The sequence below is a fragment of the Methylibium petroleiphilum PM1 genome, from assembly GCF_000015725.1.
GTDB classification, from domain to species: Bacteria; Pseudomonadota; Gammaproteobacteria; order Burkholderiales; family Burkholderiaceae_C; genus Methylibium; species Methylibium petroleiphilum.
In genome coordinates this window covers 496,245-511,010 of the sequence record NC_008826.1, presented here as the reverse complement: position 1 = coordinate 511,010, position 14,766 = coordinate 496,245, and the positions used below count along the sequence as shown (strand labels likewise).

The 14,766-nt window shown below is 66.3% G+C and carries 12 protein-coding genes and 2 pseudogenes; 7 read left to right on the top strand and 7 right to left on the bottom strand.

Translation table 11 applies throughout. The annotated features are described in order from the left end of the window. Positions 1-92: 92 nt before the first annotated feature. From MPE_RS22235 to MPE_RS22215, 5 genes are read right to left on the bottom strand one after another with little or no spacing between them, the layout of a single operon-like run. The gene (locus MPE_RS22235) at positions 93-725 is read right to left on the bottom strand and encodes a histidine phosphatase family protein (RefSeq protein WP_041930431.1); all 633 of its coding nucleotides are present in this window, start codon (positions 723-725) and stop codon (positions 93-95) included. 19 nt (positions 726-744) lie between these two features. Beyond that, positions 745-1,638 carry an NAD(P)-dependent oxidoreductase gene (locus tag MPE_RS22230; protein ID WP_011831880.1) on the bottom strand — a complete coding sequence of 298 codons (894 nt, stop codon included), beginning with the start codon at positions 1,636-1,638 and terminating at the stop codon, positions 745-747. Between the two features lie 59 nt (positions 1,639-1,697). Next, positions 1,698-4,229, bottom strand: coding sequence for a pyruvate, phosphate dikinase (locus MPE_RS23085; protein ID WP_049820974.1), 2,532 nt, complete (start codon positions 4,227-4,229; stop codon positions 1,698-1,700). A gap of 22 nt (positions 4,230-4,251) precedes the next feature. Beyond that, on the bottom strand, positions 4,252-4,692 hold the full coding sequence (locus MPE_RS22220) for an HIT family protein (RefSeq protein ID WP_148211123.1): 441 nt from the start codon (positions 4,690-4,692) through the stop codon (positions 4,252-4,254). Continuing rightward, complete coding sequence (locus tag MPE_RS22215; RefSeq protein WP_011831877.1) at positions 4,692-5,789, bottom strand: Ldh family oxidoreductase; 1,098 nt, start codon at positions 5,787-5,789, stop codon at positions 4,692-4,694. Before MPE_RS22215 ends, MPE_RS22220 begins: the two co-directional genes overlap by 1 nt. 327 nt (positions 5,790-6,116) lie before the next feature. On the opposite strand from MPE_RS22215, the pseudogene MPE_RS22210 reads away from it, so the two are divergent. The 7 genes and pseudogenes from MPE_RS22210 to MPE_RS22175 form a co-directional block, all read left to right on the top strand. Further along, positions 6,117-6,891, top strand: a pseudogene (locus MPE_RS22210) (IS5 family transposase); the annotation flags it as partial. 249 nt (positions 6,892-7,140) lie between these two features. Next, on the top strand, positions 7,141-8,604 hold the full coding sequence (locus MPE_RS22205; protein WP_237706440.1) for a Rieske 2Fe-2S domain-containing protein: 1,464 nt from the start codon (positions 7,141-7,143) through the stop codon (positions 8,602-8,604). Further along, on the top strand, positions 8,564-9,703 hold the full coding sequence (locus MPE_RS22200) for a PDR/VanB family oxidoreductase (protein ID WP_237706439.1): 1,140 nt from the start codon (positions 8,564-8,566) through the stop codon (positions 9,701-9,703). The genes MPE_RS22205 and MPE_RS22200 overlap by 41 nt, the downstream gene beginning before the upstream one ends. An 11-nt stretch (positions 9,704-9,714) precedes the next feature. Beyond that, positions 9,715-10,566 (top strand): tyrosine-protein phosphatase, encoded by an 852-nt coding sequence (locus tag MPE_RS22195; RefSeq protein ID WP_049820973.1) that lies wholly within the window; start codon positions 9,715-9,717, stop codon positions 10,564-10,566. Between the two features lie 412 nt (positions 10,567-10,978). Then, positions 10,979-11,434, top strand: a complete 456-nt coding sequence (locus MPE_RS22190) for a transporter (RefSeq protein WP_011831872.1) — start codon at positions 10,979-10,981, stop codon at positions 11,432-11,434. A 60-nt stretch (positions 11,435-11,494) separates the two neighbouring features. Continuing rightward, positions 11,495-12,687, top strand: a protein-coding gene (locus MPE_RS22180; protein ID WP_085984391.1) for an IS3-like element ISMpe1 family transposase whose coding sequence is annotated in 2 segments (ribosomal slippage) — positions 11,495-11,750 and positions 11,750-12,687 — 1,194 coding nt in all. Because the reading frame shifts where the segments join, the coding sequence is not laid out codon by codon here. Positions 12,688-12,726: 39 nt separating this feature from the next. Beyond that, positions 12,727-13,212, top strand: a pseudogene (locus MPE_RS22175) (transporter); the annotation flags it as partial. A 61-nt stretch (positions 13,213-13,273) separates the two neighbouring features. Here the strand turns inward: MPE_RS22175 and MPE_RS22170 are convergent. Beyond that, a complete protein-coding gene (locus MPE_RS22170) occupies positions 13,274-14,131 on the bottom strand; it encodes a 3-hydroxybutyryl-CoA dehydrogenase (protein ID WP_011831870.1) in 858 nt (285 codons plus the stop codon). A gap of 51 nt (positions 14,132-14,182) precedes the next feature. Beyond that, complete coding sequence (locus MPE_RS22165) at positions 14,183-14,740, bottom strand: cob(I)yrinic acid a,c-diamide adenosyltransferase (protein ID WP_011831869.1); 558 nt, start codon at positions 14,738-14,740, stop codon at positions 14,183-14,185. Between the last annotated feature and the right edge of the window lie 26 nt (positions 14,741-14,766).

Genomic DNA, 14,766 nt, shown 5'->3' with positions numbered 1-14,766 from the left:
CGAATGACTGACGGCCTACCAGAACGCGGCTTCTTTAGGTTTGCATGGCTGAGTGATCTTGCCGATCGAGACTACCCTTTCGCTTGCGTGCGTCAAACGTCATCCAACGGTTTGCCGTCCAAATGCGCCACATCGGCCCAGAAATCCAGGCGCCACACGCCGCACTCGTAAGAGAACCCGTTGATGCTTCCATTAACCATTGTGAACACGCGAGAGCCGACATGGGGCAAGCCCGTCGTGTGTCGATAGAGGCCGTCCAGCACGCCCCCGTGCGTGACGACGAGAATCCGCTGCCCAGCCCGCTGCGCCGCAAGCTCCTCCAAGCATCCCAGGCTGCGTTCGAAGGCGGCTTGTGTGCTTTCCCCGCCGGGAATCGCAAAATTGACGTCTTCGTCGCTGTAGCGCCGATAGGCTTCGGGAAACTTGGCCTGCGCCTCAGGGCGTGTGAGGCCTTGGAAGATTCCGTAGTTCCGCTCGCGCAGCCTGGCATCAAGCAGGACGGGCAGCTTCGTCTCGGTAGCGATGTAAGCAGCCGTCGCGCTCGCGCGGCCCAAGTCGCTGCTTACGAGCAGGTCGAACCGCATCTCGCTCAGCCGCCTTGCGAGGGTCTGCGCCTGGGTGATCCCTTCCGACGTCAACGGGCTGTCCAAGTGGCCCTGGATCCTACCGTCCCGGTTCCATTCCGTCTCGACGTGCCGAACAACGACGAACTGCGTGGCAGCCATGCCATGTGCGTCCAGTGCGCTAGCCGGACTCGGCAACGCGAATGCCTGCAGTGGCTTCGTAGCCCTTGACCACCGACGTGAAGTTCTCTTCCCCCAGCCCTCGCCCAACGGCGTCGCGGTACAGCGATGCGATGACCGGCGCGAGCCGCGCCGCGTAGTGCTCCTCGTTGGCGAGGTCGAGAATGAGGTTGATGTCCTTCAGCGCCAGGCTGGTCTTGAAGCTGGCGCCGTAGTCGCCTTCGATGACCTTCTGGAACCCGCTGATGAAGTGCGCCGAGCGTCCGCCCGAGACGGACAGGATCTCGTACAACCGCTTCGGTTCCATCCCGCACTTCACGCCCAGGACGAAAGCCTCGGCGGCCACAGCGACGTTGCCCAGCGACATCAGGTTGTTCACGAGCTTGACCGTCTTGGCGGTCCCAATGCCGCCCGTGCGGTTGATCTTCTTCGCCAGCACCTGCAGCAACTCGAGATGCTGGTCGATCAACTCGTCGGGGCCACCCACCTGGAAGACCAGTTCGCCAAGGACCGCCTGCGGCGGCTCGCCGGACAGTGCGATGTCGAGGATCCGGATGCCGGACTTGGTCGCCGCCTGCGCGACCTCACGAATGGTGTTCGGGTCGATGGTGCTGGTCTCGATCAGCGTGCTCCCTGGCCGCGCCTGCGCGACCAGACCCTGTTTGCCCAGGTAGACGTCACGCACGATGGGGGGATTCGGCAGCGACGTGACAACGACATCAACCTGCTGCGCGACCGCCGCGGGGCTGACCTCGATCCGGGCGCCGTGTTCCGCGGCGGCTTTCGTGGCCGCCGGCGAAAGGTCGAACCCGACGACGCCGATGCCGCGGTCGAGAAGGCGCCGGCACATTCCGCCGCCGATGTTTCCAAGGCCGATTAGGCCGATCTCTTTCATGGATTAACTCCTTAAGGATTTGTGTCTATTGCTCGTGGCGGCGACCAAACCGGAGCGCCTCAGGCGGGCGGGCCGAATGCACCCTCTTGCGATGCCAGGCGGCCCAGCAGCAGCCGGGTGGCCGCGAGTCCGTTCATCTCGACGCCGAAGTTCCTGAAACCGCGCTCGGTGAAGAAGCGCACCACCTTCTCGCTGACCCCCCAGCCATAAAAGGTGACGCCGAACTCGCAGGCGTGTGTGTCCGGCGTCAGGGTGGGCATCAACAGTTTGATCGCCTCGTCTACTTCATTGGCAGGGTCCAGCGGCATGAAACCGTCGGCGATGTACGACTTCCATGCGTCCTGCGCGAGCATCAGGTCGTCGGGATAGCGGTAGATCGCGGCACACAGTGACCGGTAGTCGATCCAGGCCATGTCGACGTGGCGGGCGATGCGGGGCAACTCCAGCAGCCCGTGCGGGCTGCGCGCGGCCACGCCGAGCCTAAGCTTGGCGCCGCCCGCCTCGCGGCAGGCGGCCCTCAACGCGATCGCCTCGGCTTCCGTGTTGATGCCGCCGACCATTAAGATCACGTTGTCCGGGTAGCCGGTGGTCTCCTTCGCGCGCACCAGTCCTCGGATCTGCGCGCGCAGCAACTGCGGCGAACCTAGCGGCAGCCAGATGGCCGGCGAGGGTGCGACGTCAGTGAAATCCGACACCGCTTCGCCAGCGACCCCGCTGGACAGGTTGGCGATCCGCGCCGCGAACGGCTTCGGATAGACGGCCCGCATGACGTCGGTCAACGCCTCCGCGATCACCTCCTCAAGCGCGGCCAGCGCGTTGGAGTTGGAGTCCGCCGACGTCACTCCGCGCTTGTAGGCCGACACGGCATCGACCAGCGTTTCGAATCCCGCAGTCGCGGCCAGTGTCTCGTCGATGCGGGTGCCAATGGCGTGGGCGCCGGCAGCGATGGCCTGACGCGCCATGTCCGGCGTGGAGACCCGGTTGAAGACGGTGCAGCCGCTGAGGTCGTCGGCCAGCCCCAGGATGGCGCCGATGTGGCTCACAGAGTCGGTGCTGAGGGCGCCGGTCGACAACGTCCCCTCGAACACCTCTCCAGTAGAGCCGTCCAGCGAAACGAGAGTACCTTCCGGTAGTTCGCGGTCGGCCACGCGAACCACGCGTCGTTCGGCGTCGATGTCGAGCGACTCGCAGCCGACGATGCACGGCTTGTCGAGAGCGCGCGCCACGACCGCCGCGTGACTAGTCGAGCCTCCTCGGGCCGTCACGATCCCGCGCGCGGCGAGCATCCCGTGCAAGTCCCGCGGGCTCGTGAACAGCCGCATCAGGACGACCGGGTCTCCTCCTGAGGCCACCTGCTCGGCCCGATCCGGGTCGAAAACGATGCGTCCGCTGACCTGCCCCGGTGAGGCGCCCGTACCCTGTGCCAACCTCGCACCGCCGGCGCGCGCCGCCTCGACGGCCTCCACGAGGAACCGGGGGCGGAGCACCTGGCGCAGATGATCGGCCGTCACGCGCTGCAGCACGGTCTCGCGGTCGACGAGACCCTCCTTGTACAGATCCCCCGCGATCCTGATCGCCGCCTCGGCGGTGCGCTTGCCCGGACGCACCTGCAGCAGGTAGAGCACGCCCTCCTGAACCGTGAACTCGATGTCGAGGACGTCCCGGTAGGTCTTCTCGAGCGAACGCGCCAACGAGTGGAACTGCCCAATCAGCTCCGGATAGCGGCGCCCCACATCATCGAGCGATTCCGGGGTGTGCGTTCCCGCGACGATGTCCTCCCCCTGGCCGTTCTCGAGATACTCGCCGAACAGCTTCGGCGAACCGTCCCGCGGATCGCGGGTGAAGGCCACGCCCGTTCCCGACGGGCTACCGAGATTGCCGAAGACCATCTGCTGCACGACCACCGCCGTACCCAGATCGTGCGCGATTCCGTGATGGTCGCGATAGCGGATCGCACGGCGCGAGTTCCATGACTCGAACACCGCGACCACCGCCTGTCTGAGCTGCGCCCACGGGTCGGCCGGAAAGGTGCCGGACGCACCGACGCCTTCGGCGACGAGTCGGACCGCTGATCGCAGCGACCTCTCGTCCTCGACGGTGTCGAGGCTCGCGCCGTCGGCGGCGCTCTCGTCAGCGGCGCCAAGCACGATGTCGGCGAACATGCGCGCGAACCGGGCGAAGGTCTCGGCGGCGAAGCGGTAGCGGCCGCCGGTCGCCTTCGCCAGCGCGACCGTGGTCTCCTCGTTCATCCCGAGGTTGAGAACGGTGTCCATCATGCCCGGCATGCTCACCGGCGCGCCCGAGCGGACCGACACCAGCAGCGGCCGTGGCCCCTTGCCGAAGCCGCAGCCGGTCCGCTCCTCGAGCTGATGCACGGCCTGAACGATCTCGCGCCACAGCGCCTCGGGAACCGCACCGTCCTTGCTGACCCGGCATGCCTGCGTCGAGATGACGAAACCCGGCGGCACGGGAAAGCCCGCGGCCGTCATCTGGACCAGCCCGGCGCCCTTGCCGCCGAGCGCGGCCGCGTCGAGATGCGTGGCCTCGGCGAAGGAGTAGACGAAGCGCTCAGCGGCGGTGACGCTGGTCATCGACTCGTGTCTCCCTTTGATCCTAAATGTCCTTGGCATCGAGCAACTCCCGGATGCGCGCCTTTATCTGCTGCGCGCTCGCCTCGTCCAGTTCGGTCTGCGCCTGCGGATGCAGCCACGCCGGTACGCGCGGGTTGGGCTCGTCCTGCCGGCGCGGGATCAGATGGCAGTGCACGTGCGGATCGGCATTGCCGAGGATCTCATAGTTCATTTTGAAGGCGCCCGTCGCCAGCTTGATCGCGCGTGCCGCGCGACTCATGTCCTCGACGAACCCCTGCCGCGCCGCCGCCGACGCCTCGAACAGCTCGGTGGCGTGCTCGCGCAGCGTGAGGACGCAGCGGCCGGGGAAGCGACGGTCCGAGACCAGACTGAGCTCGCTGACCCCCAGCCTCGCGATCGGCTCCCCCATCCTGAACCCGCAGCTGGCACAGGCCCAAGCCGCCGGAACCGGTTTGTGCGCCATCACGGCATCTCGCGCGTGGCCAGCGTCGCCGACGGTACGGGCGCGCCGACCTCGCGGGCCACGGCGTCGAGGGCCTCGAGCGTGGTGACCGCCAGCGGCAGCCCGTCCCGCAAGCGCTGCGCCGACAGTTCGGCCTCGATCTCGCCGGGCATGTAGATGCGCTGCACGCCCTCGGCGCGCGGCGCGTTGCGCAGAGCCGACGCCAACTCGCTGGTGCGGCGCAAGAATGCGTCGCGGTCGCCGAAGGCGCCCGGATCCAACGCCTGGACGAAGTGGCCGCACTTCCATGAATCGTGATGGTCCGCACCCATCACGAGCTTCGGCGACACTTCGAAGCTGAAGAGGGCGCCGGCCAAGGCGCCGCAGACGACCTCGTTGGCGATGATCAGCGCCGAGCCCTTGTGCTGGCCGATGGGCAGAAGGTAACCCTCGAGCGCGACCTTCGGGTCGGTCGTCGGATTGCCGTCGGGCCCGACGGCCCAATCGGCCGGGATCGTGCCGCCGCGCTGGGCGGCCAATCTGATCTTCTCCTTCACGCCGGTAAACGCGGTGTCCACGACGATCGGCAGGCCTTCGAGGGTGGGGAAGGCCCAGCCGACTGGGTCGTTCGAAAGCACCGGCCTGCGGCTGCCCCACACGACCGTGTGGGGGGGGCCGTCGGTCGTGGCGTAGCCGATCATTCCCGCCTCCAGCGCCATCATCGGGTAGAAGGCCGCCGGTCCGAAGTGGTTGCTGTTGCGCACCGCCACCGAGCCGCTGCCGTGTTCGGCGGCGATCGCCATGGCCTCCTTCATCGCGCGGCGCGCCGACAGGAAGCCCAGTCCGTTGTCGGCATCGACGACGGCGACCGCGCCGCGTCGGTGGACGACGCGGATGTCCGGCTTCGGGTTCAGGTGGCCGCGGGCGATGCCGCGGACGTATCGCGGCGTGAACTGGACCCCGTGCGACTCGACGCCGCGCAGATCGGCGAAGACGACGACCTCGGCGATCTGGTCCGCATGCTCGGGCGACACTCCGACCGCCTGGAACAATCCGGCCACCTTCATCCTCAGCTCGCCGCTGTCGACAAGAACCTTCTTAATGATCGGTGCGTTCATGGCTGATTTTTCCCCTTGCTGATGCGCTTGTAGACGGAAGGACTATGGTCGAACGGCGGGCTGCCGTCTCTAGCTCGGAGCGAGCAAAACGCCCCTGCGTCTTTGTCCGCGACCGCACATGCCACCGGGCGTGGCGCACGCCGCGCGGGGGCTTAGCGGGACGCGATGCCTCGTCCGGTCTGCCGGCACCGGCTCCCGGGCGGCAGGGGCGCACATCGGCGCTGCCGGTCCACGTCGGCACTGCGATCACGGCGTGCCGTCGGGGAAGCTGATTTGTCCGGGCTGACCTCAATGGCCGACGATGCCCGAGCGGGCCAAGATGCCCGCATGAAGCAAACCAGCTTTGCCGGCGCGGAGTTCGCGGGCAAGAAGCGCCAGACGCGACGGGAGAGGTTCCTTGCAGAGATGGAGACGGTCGTGCCGTGGGCGCGGCTGGAGGCGGTGATCGAGCCGCACAACCCCAAGAGCGGCAAGGTCGGCAGACCGCCCATCGGGCTGACCAAGATGCTGCGCATGTACTTCCTGCAGCGGTGGTACACGCTGGCCGACGAAGCACTCGAGGACGCGCTGTACAACAGCCAAGCCATGCGCGAGTTTGTCGGCATCTATCTGGCCAGGCATAACGTGCCTGATGCAACGACGCTTCTGAAGTTTCGCCGTCTGCTCGAGGAGTACGAGCTCGGCGCGGCGATCCGCGCCGAAGTCAATGCGCACCTGACCGAGCGAGGCCTGCTGATGCGGCAAGGCACACGGGCGTCGATGTCGACTCGGGCCCCTGGCCCACAGCGTGGTCTGCACGGCCGCCAACGAGTCGGACATTGCGCACGCGCAGCGTAAGGGCAAGCTGCACAAGGACATCAAGTGGAACTTCGCCATGAAGCCGGACACGCTACGCGGCATGGCCGAGGGGCCGGTGAAGCCGCTGACGCAGATCTGCGAACGGATCAAGGCCCGCTCGCGCGCTCGCGTCGAGTGCCCGTTCCACGTCATCAAGAACCTGTTCGGCTACCGCAAGGTCAGCTACCGCGGCCTGGCCAAGAACGCGGCCCGCGCGAAGGTGCATGCGGCGCTCGCGAACCTGTACATCGCAAGGTGGCGTTTGCCGCCTGTGGGAGTTGGTGCCCGCAGCCTCAAGATCGAGCCATCGTGGCCCTCAAAGCGCGCGCCGACAGCCTGCAACGACCGCATCTCGCCGCGATGACGGTCCGGCGATCAGCCGCGTCATGCTGCGGCCGATGTCGTGTTGTTCAGTGGTCTTTAGCACTGCCTGCCAACGCCTGGCGCCGTTTTTGTCCGACTGCGCCAAAGACGTCGCGCCTGCCGCTGACTAGACTGGCTCGGCAAACAGCGGATGGCAAGCCGCCTCGAATCGGGGCGCTCCGGATTGCGAGGAGATCTTCAGATGGGTAACAGAGAGCCTTTGGCCGCGGCCGGGCAGGGCACAGCCTACAGCGGGTACCGGCTGCGCGACCTGCAGAATGCCGCCCCCACGAACCTGGAAATCCTTCGTACGGGCCCCGGCACGCCGATGGGCGAGTACATGCGCCGCTACTGGCAGCCCGTATGCCTGTCGCAGGAACTGACCGACGTGCCCAAGGCGATCCGGATCCTGCACGAGGATCTGGTGGCATTCAGGGACCGCCAGGGCAACGTCGGCGTGCTGCACCGCAAGTGCGCCCACCGCGGGGCCTCGCTCGAGTTCGGCATCGTGCAGGAACGCGGGATCCGCTGCTGCTACCACGGTTGGCACTTCGACGTCGACGGCAAACTGCTGGAGGCGCCGGCGGAACCCCCCGACACCAAGCTGAAGGAAACCGTCTGCCAGGGCGCCTATCCGGCCTTCGAGCGCGACGGCCTGGTGTTCGCCTACATGGGGCCGGCGGATCGCAGACCGGAGTTCCCGGTGTTCGACGGCTACGTGTTGCCGAAGGGAACGCGGTTGATTCCGTTCTCCAATGTCTTCGACTGCAACTGGCTTCAGGTCTACGAAAACCAGATCGACCACTACCACACCGCGCTGCTGCACAACAACATGACGGTCGCCGGCGTGGACTCGAAGCTGGCCGACGGCGCGACGCTGCAGGGGGGCTTCGGCGAGATGCCAATCATCGACTGGCACCCGACCGACGACAACAACGGCATGATCTTCACCGCCGGCCGGCGCCTGTCGGACGACGAAGTCTGGATCCGAATCTCGCAGATGGGCCTGCCGAACTGGATGCAGAACGCCGCCATCGTGGCGGCGGCGCCGCAGCGACACTCCGGCCCGGCGATGTCGCGTTGGCAGGTGCCGGTCGACGACGAGCACTCGATCGCCTTCGGCTGGCGCCACTTCAACGACGAGGTGGACCCGGAGCACCGTGGAAGGGAAGAGGAGTGCGGGGTCGACAAGATCGACTTTCTGATCGGTCAGACCCGGCATCGGCCTTATGAAGAGAGGCAGCGGGTTCCGGGCGACTACGAAGCCATCGTCAGCCAGGGGCCGATAGCCGTCCACGGCCTTGAGCATCCCGGCCGGTCGGACGTGGGTGTGTACATGTGTCGCTCGCTGCTTCGCGACGCTGTGGCCGGCAAGGCGCCGCCCGACCCGGTGCGCGTGAAGGCTGGGTCGACCGATGGGCAAACGCTGCCGCGATACGCGTCGGACAGTCGACTGCGGATCCGCCGCCGGCCGAGCCGGGAAGCGGACAGTGACGTCATCCGCAAGGCCGCGCACCAGGTTTTCGCGATCATGAAGGAGTGCGACGAACTGCCGGTCGTGCAGCGCAGGCCGCATGTCCTGCGGCGCCTCGACGAGATCGAAGCGAGCCTCTGATCGACGCCCCTCGCAACTCTGTCCCGACCCCGGAGCGGTGCCGGCTTTCGCTGAACCGTCGGCGCAGACCGGGGCCGAGAGCAACATGTATCAGTTGAGTCACACCGGCAAGTACCCGAAGACGGCGCTGAACCTGCGGGTCCGGCAGATCACCTACCAGGGGATCGGCATCAACGCCTACGAATTCGTGCGCGAGGACGGCGGCGAACTGGAGGAGTTCACCGCCGGGGCCCACGTGGATCTGTACTTCCGCGACGGACGCGTGCGACAGTATTCGTTGTGCAACGACCCCGCCGAGCGTCGGCGATACCTGATCGCGGTGCTGCGCGACGACAATGGGCGCGGGGGTTCCATCGCGATCCACGAACGCGTGCACACGCAACGACTCGTCGCGGTCGGACACCCGCGCAACAACTTCCCGCTGATTGAGGGGGCGCCCCACCAGATCCTGCTGGCCGGCGGCATCGGCATCACGCCGCTGAAGGCCATGGTGCATCGGTTGGAAAGGATAGGCGCGGACTACACCCTGCACTACTGCGCGAAGTCGAGCGCCCACGCGGCGTTCCAGGAGGAACTCGCGCCGCTGGCCGCCAAGGGGCGCGTGATCATGCACTTCGACGGCGGCAATCCGGCCAAGGGCCTCGACATCGCGGCGCTGCTGCGGCGGTACGAGCCGGGTTGGCAGCTCTACTACTGCGGCCCCCCCGGGTTCATGGAGGCCTGCACACGTGCCTGCACCAATTGGCCCGCCGAGGCGGTGCACTTCGAGTACTTCGTCGGCGCGCCGGTGCTTCCCGCCGAGGGAGTCCCCCACGACATCGGCAGCGATGCGCTGGCGCTCGGGTTCCAGATCAAGATCGCCAGCACGGGAACGGTCCTGACGGTACCGAACGACAAGTCGATCGCGCAGGTGCTTGGCGAGCACGGCATCGAAGTACCGACATCATGCCAGAGCGGCCTGTGCGGTACGTGCAAGGTCCGCTATCTCGCGGGCGACGTCGAGCATCGGGATTACTTGCTGTCCGCCGAGGCACGCACGCAGTTCCTGACCACCTGCGTGTCGCGCTCGAAGGGCGCGACGCTGGTCCTGGATCTTTGAAGCCGCGCGCCATGCGAACGCACTGCGATGCACCGGCCTCACCCCAGGCGGGCTCAACCGGCGACTTGGCGCAGCGCCGGGTTCCGCTGCAAGGCGCTGTGAACTTCCGCGACCTCGGCGGCTATCCGGTCGGCGATGGGCGGCGGACGCGCTGGGGCCGGCTGTTCCGATCCGACTCGTTGGGGGCGCTGACTGAAGAGGACTTGGCGCTCGTGGCTGCACTCGACCTGTACCGCGTCGTCGACTTCCGCCTTCCGCACGAGCGCGAGTTGCATCCCAACCGGCTGCCTGTTGGTGCCGGCCCCAAGGTCACGGAGATCGGCTTCTGGCCGGACGGCGTACCTGAAATGTTGAAGGCCCTGCGCGAGTTGCGCATCGACGCCGCAGGGATTGAGCGCGCCGTAACCGGGCATTACCGACGCTATGCGGTGCACCATCGCGCCGAGTATCGGCGCATGCTTGAAGCGGTGGAAGAGGCGGCGGGGCGGCCGACGCTGATCCATTGCGTGAGCGGCAAGGATCGCACGGGTTTCGGTGCGGCGGTCATCCTGATGGCGCTCGGCGTACCTCGAACGGTGATCGTCGAGGACTACCTGCTGACGAACGACTGCAGACGTGACATCGGGCACTTGATGCCGTCCGGAACGACCGAGTCGGTGGCCGAGGCGTTTACCGCCGCCAGGCCGGCTTATATCGAGGCCGCGTTCGAGTCGATCGACACCGCGTTCGGCGGCATCGACGATTACCTCGCCCACGGCCTGGGATTTGGCGAGCAGCGGCTGCAGCGCCTGCGCGAGTGCCTGACGGAACCGGCCACGGGCAGCGCAAGTCTGCTCTCTCCGAGAAGAGCCGGCAACCCGTGAGAGTGGCGAGTCATAAAGGTGGGTCGCGAACGCGCAGCGCCGGCGTGCCTGATGAGGTGGCCTTCGCCATCAAGACGCAAATGGCGCTTGAGCAACTCCGCAGGCTCCTTGGTCAAGGCACCCCCGCGCCACGGGGTGCTGGCCGGGTGTCGACTACGGCGTCGACAAGGCGCTTGTCGGGCACTCGGTGACATGGGACTCGTTCCGCTGACGCTGCGGCCGGCAGAACAGCAGGCGCTGCAGGAGGCTGCCGAGCGCATCGCGGCGCGGATCGCCGAGCTCCCGGCCGCTCGTTGATTGACTACCCCGCGTCCGAAGTGGCACGGGTCGACGACGGATTGCTCACGCACATGTGAGGCAATGAAGCGCATGAAGCGCAGTTCGTACTCAAGCACTAGCCACAGGAGACAGCATGACAAACGGTTCGCGAGTTCGCTTCAAAGGGGCAATGGCTCGCCATTTCGGTGACCTCAGGGCACTGGCGGTGGCAGCGCTGTTGCCGCTGCTTGCAATGCACAGCCAGCCGGCGCGGGCGCTGGATCTGGACGCCGACGACTACGCCTCCGGCGCCATACCTGCGGGAACGAACCTCGCCTTGCTGTACTACCAGCACGCGCAGCGCAACAAGGTGTACAGCGACGGCAATCAAGTCGCCGGCGGAGACCTCAAGTCGGACGTCGGAATCCTGCGTCTGGTCCGCTTTGTGGACATTGGCGGCTTCCGCGCCGACCCGCAGATCCTGTTGCCGTTCGGCAGCCTCAAGGCCAGCAATGACCTGAACGCCCTGGGCAGCACAAGCGGCGTGGGCGATCTGATCGTTACCGGTACCGTGTGGCTGGTGAACAAGCCCGACCAGGGCGAGTTCTGACCTTGCCCCCGAAAAACGTAGTTCTTGGCTGATGATGGAATCAGAGACAGGAGCTACGAGATGAATGACAAGCAAGTGCGTGGGAAGTACACGCAGGAGTTCAAGCTGGAGGCCGTCAGGCTGGTCAGGGCAGGCCAGTCGGTGGGGATGACGGCGAAGGTGCTGGGCATTCCCAAGGCCAGCCTGAGCAACTGGGTGCGCTCCAGTGAGCAGGGGCAGCTTGGTGGCGCTGGCGACCGGCCGGTGACGCCAGAGCAGATGGAGCTGGCCAGGCTGAGGGCGGAACTGGCGCGCGTGAAGATGGAGCGCGACATCGCAAAAAAAGCGGCGGCGTACTTTGCGCAGGATGTTCTGCAAAGTACGCCTGGATCCGGACGATGAAGGAGAGCTGGCCGGTGAGCCTGAGCTGCGAGGTGCTGGGCGTGAGCGTCAGCGGGTACTTCGAGCACCAACGCCGCCAGTATCGACGCCAGCCGAGCCGGCCGGGCTCGGGGCGTCTGAGCGACGAGGCCTTGCTGGCGCACGTGCGTGCCATTCACGCCGAGGTCCGTCAGGAGTACGGATGGCCGCGGATGACTAAGGAGCTGTGCGCCCGGGGCCACCGCGTCGGCAAGGAACGGGTTCGACGCCTGATGCAGCAGCACGGCATCAAGGCTCGGGGCCGCCGCAAGTTCGTCGTCACCACCGACAGCAAGCACAACCTGCCGATCGCGCCAGACCTGCTTCAGCGGGACTTCGCGGCCGACGGCCCCAACGCGAAGTGGACGAGCGACATCACCTACATCGCTACCGACGAAGGCTGGCTGTACCTGGCGGCCTTCATCGACTTGCACAGTCGGATGATCGTGGGCTGGAGCATGCAGCCCCACATGCGCGCCAGCCTGGTGACGGACGCGCTGCGCATGGCGTGGTTCCGGCGTCGGCCACCGCCGGGGCTGATCGTGCACACGGACCGCGGCAGCCAATACTGCAGCGACGAGTTCCAGAAGGCGCTGACCGGGTACGGGATGCGCTCGTCGATGAGCCGCAAGGGCGACTGCTGGGACAACGCGCCGACCGAGAGCCTGTGGGGGCGCCTGAAGGTCGGCAGACTGCATGGGCGTAAGTTCGCCACCAGGAGGCAGGCTATGGACGAGGTCATCGACTGGATGGCCTTCTACAACCACCGCCGGCTACATTCCTCGCTGGGCTACCTCAGCCCCAGGCAGTATGAAGAGCGCTGGGTCGCGGCACAGCTCAACAAGGCCGCGTAACAAGGATGCTAAGAGCTACGGGATTCAGGGGCAAGGTCATTCTTCGGTGTCACGCCGGCGGTTTGGGTGCCAATCGGCTCCTACGACAAGAACAAGCCCCTCAACCTCGGCGAGCACCGCTGGAAGTATCTGCTGCAGGCCGGCTACACCACGCCGCTCGGGTCGAAGGACTTGTCGTTGCAACTCGCGGCCGACGTCACCGGCTTTGGCCACAACGACGACTACGGGCCCAACAGCCAGACGCTCACCCAGAAGCCGCTGTACCAGTTCCAGGCTTGGCTCAAGTACAACTTGGGCGGCGGCTTCGACCTGCGCGCCGGCACGTCTCACTTCGTCGGCGGCGAGACCTCCGTCGACGGCGTTGCCAGCGACGATCGCACCCGGACCACCAACGCCAAGTTCGGCTTCGGGTGGGGCTTCGCGCCCGGCTGGCACTTCGCGGCGCTCTATGGACGTGACCTGACCGTGCGCAACGGCCTGAAGGAGTCGGACCGCATCAACTTGCGCCTGCTGAAGGCGTTCTGAGGCCCCTGAGCCACAATGAAACCCGGCGTTTTCGAATCGCCGGGATCTCCGCTGTCGTGCGTCAGGAGTAGCTGTAGAACCCTTGCTTGGTCTTCCGGCCGAGGCGGCCGGCGGCGACCATCTCCTTCAGCAGCAGCGCTGGGCGGTACTTGGGATCGTTAAACTCGTCGTAAAGCACGCCCATGATCGACAACAAGGTGTCGAGGCCGATCATGTCGGCCAGTGCTAGCGGACCGATCGGATGGTTGCATCCCAGGCGCATGCCGACATCAATGCCTTCGGCAGACGCCAGGCCTTCCTGCAGGACGAAGATGGCCTCGTTGATCATCGGGCACAGGATGCGATTGACCACGAAACCGGGGCTGTTGCGGACCGTGATCGGCGCCTTGCCCACCTTCTGGGCAAACGCCATCGTGGCAGCATGGGTCGCGTCCGACGTCTGCACGCCGCGGATGACCTCCAGCAGCGACATCAGCGGCACGGGATTGAAAAAGTGGATGCCAATGAAGCACTCCGGCGCGTCGAGCACAGCGCCCAGCTGGGTGATCGAGATCGACGAGGTGTTCGTCGCAATGATCGCGTCCTTGCCGACGCAGTTGGCGACTTGCCGCAGGATCTTCAGCTTGAGTCCCAGGTTCTCCGTCGCAGCCTCGATCACCATATCGGCGGACTGCAGCGCGCCATAGTCCAGACCGGTACTGATCTTCGCCAGCGCGGCATCGCGGGCGCTGGCCGTCAGCTTCTCTTTCGCCACCATGCGGTCGAGATTGCGGATGATGGTGTCCATGCCGCGCTTCAACGCGGCGTCGTCGACGTCCAACATCGTCACGTTGAGGCCGGCCACCGCGCAGACCTGCGCGATTCCGTTGCCCATGGTGCCGGCGCCGATGACGCCGATGGAGCCTGGAGGGTTTGCCATGCGAAGGAGCCTGTATGGATAGAGGAGAACGTTCGGCGTGCGCGGGCGCACTCAGCGACTTCGGTTCCACTGCTCGTCGACGCCGCCCGCTACCCGGTTCACCAGGCGCGCCAGCACGAACAGCAGATCGGAGAGGCGGTTGAGGAACTGAAGGACAGTCGCATTGACGGGATGCTGTTCGGCCAGCGCGACGACGGAGCGCTCGGCGCGACGACATACCGTGCGCGCCACATGTGCCTGCGCAGCGGCCAGAGAGCCACCGGGCAGGATGAACTCCTCCAGGCGCGGCAGCCTCGCATTGGCTTGACGCAGCCACTCGTCCAGGGCCACGACCCGCTCCGCCTTCAGCAGCGTGTAGCCAGGGATGCTGAGTTCACCGCCCAGGTCGAACAGATCCTGCTGGACGGTGCGCAGCAAGGTCGAGGTCTTCAGGTCCTCGTCGACATTCACGCCGAGGGACAGCAGCATTCCCACGGCGGAGTTGAGTTCGTCGACGTCGCCCATGGCCATCACGCGAGGCGCTGTCTTGCTAAGTCGGCTGCCGTCGCCCAGGCCCGTGGTGCCGTTGTCGCCCGTGCGGGTGACGATGCTCGTGAGTCGCTTGCCCATGCTTTCTCGCTTCCGTGCCGGTCCGT

What these genes read in the sequence shown, in the direction of transcription:
- MPE_RS22235 (WP_041930431.1), bottom strand. Translation starts at nt 725, where the DNA reads ATGGCTGCCACGCAGTTCGTCGTTGTTCGGCACGTCGAGACGGAATGG.
- MPE_RS22230 (WP_011831880.1), bottom strand. Translation starts at nt 1,638, where the DNA reads ATGAAAGAGATCGGCCTAATCGGCCTTGGAAACATCGGCGGCGGAATG.
- MPE_RS23085 (WP_049820974.1), bottom strand. Translation starts at nt 4,229, where the DNA reads ATGACCAGCGTCACCGCCGCTGAGCGCTTCGTCTACTCCTTCGCCGAG.
- MPE_RS22220 (WP_148211123.1), bottom strand. Translation starts at nt 4,692, where the DNA reads ATGGCGCACAAACCGGTTCCGGCGGCTTGGGCCTGTGCCAGCTGCGGG.
- MPE_RS22215 (WP_011831877.1), bottom strand. Translation starts at nt 5,789, where the DNA reads ATGAACGCACCGATCATTAAGAAGGTTCTTGTCGACAGCGGCGAGCTG.
- MPE_RS22205 (WP_237706440.1), top strand. Translation starts at nt 7,141, where the DNA reads ATGGCAAGCCGCCTCGAATCGGGGCGCTCCGGATTGCGAGGAGATCTT.
- MPE_RS22200 (WP_237706439.1), top strand. Translation starts at nt 8,564, where the DNA reads ATGTCCTGCGGCGCCTCGACGAGATCGAAGCGAGCCTCTGATCGACGC.
- MPE_RS22195 (WP_049820973.1), top strand. Translation starts at nt 9,715, where the DNA reads ATGCGAACGCACTGCGATGCACCGGCCTCACCCCAGGCGGGCTCAACC.
- MPE_RS22190 (WP_011831872.1), top strand. Translation starts at nt 10,979, where the DNA reads ATGACAAACGGTTCGCGAGTTCGCTTCAAAGGGGCAATGGCTCGCCAT.
- MPE_RS22170 (WP_011831870.1), bottom strand. Translation starts at nt 14,131, where the DNA reads ATGGCAAACCCTCCAGGCTCCATCGGCGTCATCGGCGCCGGCACCATG.
- MPE_RS22165 (WP_011831869.1), bottom strand. Translation starts at nt 14,740, where the DNA reads ATGGGCAAGCGACTCACGAGCATCGTCACCCGCACGGGCGACAACGGC.